Raw genomic sequence first — 6,000 nt, forward strand, 5'->3', positions numbered from 1 at the left:
CGATGCATGACGGGTGATCGGGGGGCGCGGGGACAAACGTTGGACGGCACGGGCGGACCGCCGTGAACCCCGAACGGGTTCCCCCGGGTCACAGCACCTTGCGCCGGACCAGGGCCGCGAGGACCGAGGCGCCCGGGAGCAGTGGCGGCCGGACCGTCAGGACCGGTAGCCGATCACGGTGGCCGTGGCCAGGGCCACCGGCGCGCCGTACGCGACCAGGTGGCCACCAGCCATCGTCACCTCGAACCGGAGAACCGGGCGAGCGGGCCCCTGTGCCGGAGCACGGCGTAGCCGATGCCGAGCCCCAGGGCCACCGGCACCTCGAGAGCGCCCGCGACGGCCAGCGCGCCGAGACCCACGTACAGGGGCAGGCCGTGGGCGTCGGGCAGGACCCGGCGCGCGGCGGCCACGGGAACCGTGACGGCGTCGACCGCCCAGGTGGCGGCCTCGCCGAGCGAGGGGACGGTCAGTGTGATCGTGCGCCCACCGCGGGCGGCGGGCGGTTTCCTCTCCGGCCGTCTCACGGCCGACTGCCGCACGACCGGCCGAGTCGCCACGGCCTGCCTCACGGTCGCCTGTCTCGTGGTCGCCTGTCTCGCTGCGGGCTGTCTGGTGGCGGGCTGCCTCGTGGTCGGCCGTTTCGCGGACGACTGTCGCGCGGACGACCTCGTCTTCGCCTGGCTCGCCGTCGGCGGTGTCGCGGACGCCTGCCTTGTCGTCGCCTGCCTTGTCGCCGGCTGTCTCGTGGTCGGCCGTCCTGTGGTCGGCTGTGTCGCGTCCGGCTGCCCGGCGACCGGCCGTCGCGCGGCCGACGAGGCGTCGGATCGCTGCCTCCTGCGCGCCGCGGCGGCGGGCTGCCCCGCCTTCGTCGTGCTCGTCACCGTGCGTCTCTGAGCGGTCTTCACCGGGCGCTTCTGCGTGGACTTTCGCGCGGTCTTCGGCGTGGTCACGGTTCACATCCGTTCGTGGGTCCGGGACATCGCCCCCCACCGAGGCAGACGGTACCGGCGGGGAAAGGGGCCTGCGAGCCGGGAATCCGTTCGGATCAGCCCGCCGGGCGGGTGCTTACGGTGCGCGCGATGATCGGATCCGTACCAGGACCGGTCCGCTCGGGAGGTGGCACGGATGTCGCTGCTGTCAGGGACGCGCCTGCCACTGCCGGGCCCGCTGGCCGACGGCCTGGCCGCCGGTGCCCGGGGCGCCGCAGAGGCGGCCGTGACGTTGCTCGGCCTCGGCCGGCGGGACGTGTGGTCCCGCCCCGGCCGCTGCCACATCCAGCTCCGCGGTGTGCACGGTCCCGGCGGTATGCGGGTGGGCCGGATGGTGGAGCGCGCTCTGGAGGAGCATCCCGGGGTGCTGTGGGCGCGCGTGAACGCACCGGCGGAACGGGTCGTCGTGGAACTGGCCTCGCCGCCGCCGTCACGGCAGGAGCTGCTCCGGATCGTCGCCCACGCCGAGTCCCACGGGGCCACCGCCACCGCGGAGACCGGCGAGCACGACGAATGGTGTCCCGGACCGCACCACCCCTGCGAGGCGGCCCGCAGCCGGCCCGCACTCCCGGTCCTCGCCGCGGACATCGCGGGCCTGCTCCTCTCGGCCGCCACCCGCCTGTCGCCGTGGACACCGCTGCCTGCGGAGGTCGGGGCGCTGGCCACCGCCGTCCAGTGCCACCCCCGGCTGCGCAGGCTGGTCACCTTCGGCCTCACGGAACTGGAACGCCCCGAATCGGTGGTTCCGACGCTCAACGCGCTCGTCCAGGGCCTGGCCACCCGTGGCGGAGGACTGATGCTCGACGCCGCGCAGCGCATCGCGCAGTGGCGGGAGGCCAACGCGACCCTCGAGGCGTGGGCCGACGCGGAGCCGCGGCTGGTGCGGGGACCGGAACACGCGCAGGCCGAGCCGGTCGTCGTGGAACGGCCGCGAGCGCACCGCGACGTGACGGCACGTTACGCCGAACGGGCCCTGGGGGCGGGCGCCGCGGTGGGTTGCCTGGCCGCGCCGTACGCGGGACCGCGGCGCGCGCTCGCGGTGGCGCTGGCCGGCATGCCGAAGGCTCCCGAGGCCGGGCGCGAGGGCTTCGCCACCAGCCTCGGCCGGTTCCTGGCGCTGCGCGGCGTCGTGGCCATGGACCGCGGTGCGCTGCGCCGCCTGGGCCAGGTGGACACCGTGGTGCTGGACGTGGACGTGCTGCGCGGCGGGCGGTACGAGCTGACCGACCTGGTGCCGCTCGACGGCGCCGACACCGAACAGTGCTCCGACCGGCTCTTCGGCCTCTTCGACCCGGCCGCGCCGACCCGGGTCCGGCGCGACGGCGAAGGCTGGGTGCTCGGCCCGCTTCAGGACCTGGAGCTGACCGGCCGCACCGGGCACCCGGCCGCCGAGCGGCTGCGGTCCCGGGGCAGCGAACAGGTGCTGGGGCTCGCCCTGCGGCGCCGCCTGATGGCCGTCGCCGGTGTGGCGACGCAGACCCTTCCGGGCGCGCAGGCCCTGGCCGCGGCCGCCCGACGCTCCCAGATCCGGGTGGTTCTCGCCGGCGACCGGACCGACCCGGGGCTCGGCTTCGTCGACGCGACGGTGCCCTCAGGGCGTCACCTGGTGGCGTCGGTGCGGGCCCTGCAGGCGGACGGCGCGGTGGTGCTGCTGGTGTCGGCCGACCGCCGTGCGCTCGCGGCGTCGGACTGCGGCATCGGCGTGCACCGGGACGGGGAGCCGCCGGCCTGGGGCGCCGACCTGCTGGTCGGCACCGATCTGGAGTCGGTGGCGCTGATCCTGTCCGGCGTCGGCGTGGCCCGCCGGGTCGACCGGGACAGCGCCGTGCTGTCCACCGGCGGCAGCGGCATCGGCGCGGTGGCGGCGTTGCGGGCACCGGCCGCCGAGGCGTGCTCGCGCGGGCAGTCGGCGTGCAACACGGCCGGGGCGATCGCCTTCTGCCTGGGCGTCTGGCGCGCCCGGCAGCTCTGCTCCCGCCCCGTCACCCCCTCCGTGGCGACCGTCCCCTGGCACCTGATGCCGCCCGCGCGCGTCCTCGAGAGGTTGCGGACGTCCGCCGACGGGCTCTGCCCGGAGGAGGCCGCGGCGCGGGCCAAGGGCCCCTCGGCGACGGGCGCCGCGCCGCACACCACCCTGCTGTCCGCGTTCGTCGAGGAACTGGCCAACCCGCTGACACCGGTGCTCGCCGGCGGGGCCGCCCTGGCCGCCGCCGTCGGGTCCGGTGCGGACGCCGCACTCGTCGCCGCGGTCACCGCCACGTCGGCGCTGGTCGGCGGCGTGCAGCGGGTCCGCACCGAGCGTGCCCTCGCCGAGTTGACCGCCCGCTCCGCGGTCGGGGCCCGGGTGCGGCGCGGGGGCGTCGAGCGGCTGGTCACCGCCGAAGAGCTGGTCCCGGGGGACGTCGTCGTGCTGAGGCCGGAGGACGTGGTGCCCGCCGACTGCCGGCTGCTGTGCGCCGAGGGTCTGGAGGTCGACGAGTCGTCACTGACCGGCGAGTCCCTGCCCGTCGCCAAGACCCCGGCCCCCGTGGTCGCCGCTCAGCTCGGCGAGCGCTCCTCGATGCTCTACGAGGGCAGCACCGTCTCCGCCGGAGAGGCGGTCGCCGTGGTGGTGGCCACCGACGCGGCCACCGAGGTCGGGCGCACCATGGTCACCGCGCGGGAGGCCGCACCGGTCACCGGCGTCGAGGCGCGGCTGTCGTCGCTGACCAAGGCCAGCCTGCCCGTGGCGACGGCGTCCGCGGTCGCGGTGGCCGGGGCGGGACTGCTGCACGGGCGCCCGCTCGCCCAGAGTCTCGCCTCCGCGGTGAACCTGGCCGTCGCCTCGGTCCCCGAAGGGCTGCCGTTCCTCGTCAACGCCGCCCAACTGGCCTCCGCGCGCCGCCTGGCCGAGCAGGGCGCCCTCGTCCGCAACCCGCGCACCATCGAGGCGCTCGGCCGGGCCGATGTGCTCTGCTTCGACAAGACCGGCACCCTCACCGAGGGCGACCTCCAGCTCGTCGCGGTCAGCGACGGGGAGCGGAACGTGTCCGTGGACCGGCTGGGCGCGCGGCACAAGGCGATCCTGTCCGCGGCGCTCCGGGCCACCCCCGCCGCCCGGCAGTCCGAGCCGATGGCCCACCAGACCGACCGGGCGGTGGACGCCGGGGCCCGGCGGGCACGGGTGTCGGTGGGCCGCGGCGCGCCCGGCTGGCGGCGCACCGGCACCCTGCCCTTCGACCCGTCCCGGGCCTACCACGCCACGGTGGGCAGTACCGCCGGCTCCACCCTGCTGAGCGTCAAGGGCGCCCCGGAGACCGTACTGGCCCGCTGCGGGCGCAGACGCCGGAACGGGGCCGAGAGCGCGCTCGACCACGCCGGTCGCAGGGCACTCGCCCGGGCCACGGAGGAGCTCGCCGGCGCGGGCCGCCGCGTCCTCGCCGTGGCCGAGCGCACCCTGGGGCACGGCGAGGAGCTGACCGACGACGCGGTGCGGGACCTGGCCTTCGTCGGCTTCGTCGTCCTCGCCGACCCGGTACGCCCTTCAGCCGCGCCGGCCACCGCCCGGCTGCGCGCGGCGGGCGTCCACACCGTCCTGCTCACCGGGGACCACGCCGCCACCGCGGAGGCCATCGCGGCCTCCGTCACCGGTGAGCCGCACCAGAAGGTCTGCACGGGGCCGGAGTTGGACGCGCTCGACGACGACGAACTCGACGCGCTGCTGCCCACGGTGGACGTGATCGCGCGGTGCACCCCGCACCACAAGGTCCGTATCGTCGAGGCGTTCCAGCGGCTCGGCCGCGTGGTGGCGATGACCGGCGACGGCGCCAACGACGCCCCGGCCATCCGGCTCGCCGACGTCGGCATCGCCCTGGGGCGGCGCGGCACGCCCGCGGCGACGGCCGCGGCCGATCTCGTCATCGGGGACGACCGCCTGGAGACGATCGTCGCCGCGCTCACCGAGGGCCGCGCGATGTGGACCTCGGTCAGGACCGCGCTGGCCATCCTGATTGGCGGCAACCTCGGGGAGGTCACCTTCAGCGTGATCGCCTCGGCCGTGGCGGGCAGCTCACCGCTCAGCGCCCGTCAGATCATGCTGGTGAACCTCCTCACCGACCTCGCCCCCGCGCTGTCCATCGCCGTCCGCACGCCGGCCGAGAGCACCGGGGAGCAGCTGCTGCGGGAGGGACCGCACCAGTCGCTGGGCACCTCGCTCACCCAGGAGATGGTGCAGCGCGGGCTCACCACGGCGCTCGGCGCGGGACTGGCATGGACGGCCGCCCGGTTCACCGGCACGCGCCGCCGCGCCGCCACGGTGGCGCTGGTCGCGGTGGTCGGCACCCAGCTCGCCCAGACCCTCACCAGCGGCGGCGCGGACCTCCAGGTGCTCGCCGCCACCCTCGGTTCGGCCGCCGTGCTCGTCGGCATCGTCCAGACCCCGGGCATCAGCCGGTTCTTCGGTTCCACTCCGCTCGGCCCCGTCGGCTGGGGCACCACTGTGGCGTCCATCGCGACCGCCACGCTCCTCCACGGGACGCTGAAGCCGCTCTCGCAGCGCCTGGCCGATGCGGGGTGGCTGCCCGCCGGAGGCGAGGACGCCGGAGTGGAGGCGCCCGGGGACGTCGCGCCCGTGCCGGCGGCCGCCGCGCTGACGGCCTGGCTGAGCGGTGCGCTGTCCCGCCTGGGCCTGCCCGTGCCCGGGGTGGGCACCGTCGTCGCGTGAGCGAACAGCCGGTCCCGCGTTCCCGTCACTCCTCGGGCGCGTCCCCGTCCACCCGGTATGTCCTGGTCCAGGTGGCGCCACAGCGGCAGCGGGACGACTCGATCAGTTCGCCGTCCTCGCTCACACTCAGACCGTGTCCGATGCGCACGTGAACATGTTCCCCCACGGCGCGTCTCCTCTCGCTGACGGAAGCCGGCGGAAGAGCCATTGAACGAGATGCCGCGGCAGGGGGTAAGAGCACGTTCGCATGATGAGACGTTTCGAGAAAAGCGCGGATTCCTCCCGGACGTCACAGACGTGAGAATGAAA

The 6,000-nt window shown here is 75.8% G+C and carries 4 protein-coding genes; 2 read left to right on the forward strand and 2 right to left on the reverse strand.

What is annotated here, in order from left to right:
* Window positions 1-236: 236 nt before the first annotated feature.
* Complete coding sequence (locus C3488_RS12895; protein ID WP_146067856.1) at window positions 237-524, reverse strand: hypothetical protein; 288 nt, start codon at window positions 522-524, stop codon at window positions 237-239.
* A 58-nt stretch (window positions 525-582) separates the two neighbouring features.
* On the opposite strand from C3488_RS12895, the gene C3488_RS12900 reads away from it, so the two are divergent.
* Both C3488_RS12900 and C3488_RS12905 read left to right on the forward strand, forming a co-directional pair.
* Window positions 583-894 (forward strand): hypothetical protein, encoded by a 312-nt coding sequence (locus C3488_RS12900; protein WP_103839529.1) that lies wholly within the window; start codon window positions 583-585, stop codon window positions 892-894.
* A 231-nt stretch (window positions 895-1,125) separates the two neighbouring features.
* Complete coding sequence (locus tag C3488_RS12905; protein WP_103839530.1) at window positions 1,126-5,691, forward strand: cation-translocating P-type ATPase; 4,566 nt, start codon at window positions 1,126-1,128, stop codon at window positions 5,689-5,691.
* Between the two features lie 25 nt (window positions 5,692-5,716).
* Here the strand turns inward: C3488_RS12905 and C3488_RS40475 are convergent, their stop codons facing one another.
* Complete coding sequence (locus C3488_RS40475) at window positions 5,717-5,857, reverse strand: hypothetical protein (RefSeq protein ID WP_181138993.1); 141 nt, start codon at window positions 5,855-5,857, stop codon at window positions 5,717-5,719.
* Window positions 5,858-6,000: the final 143 nt, after the last annotated feature.

The sequence above is a fragment of the Streptomyces sp. Ru72 genome (assembly GCF_002920635.1).
Taxonomy (GTDB): domain Bacteria; phylum Actinomycetota; class Actinomycetes; order Streptomycetales; family Streptomycetaceae; genus Streptomyces.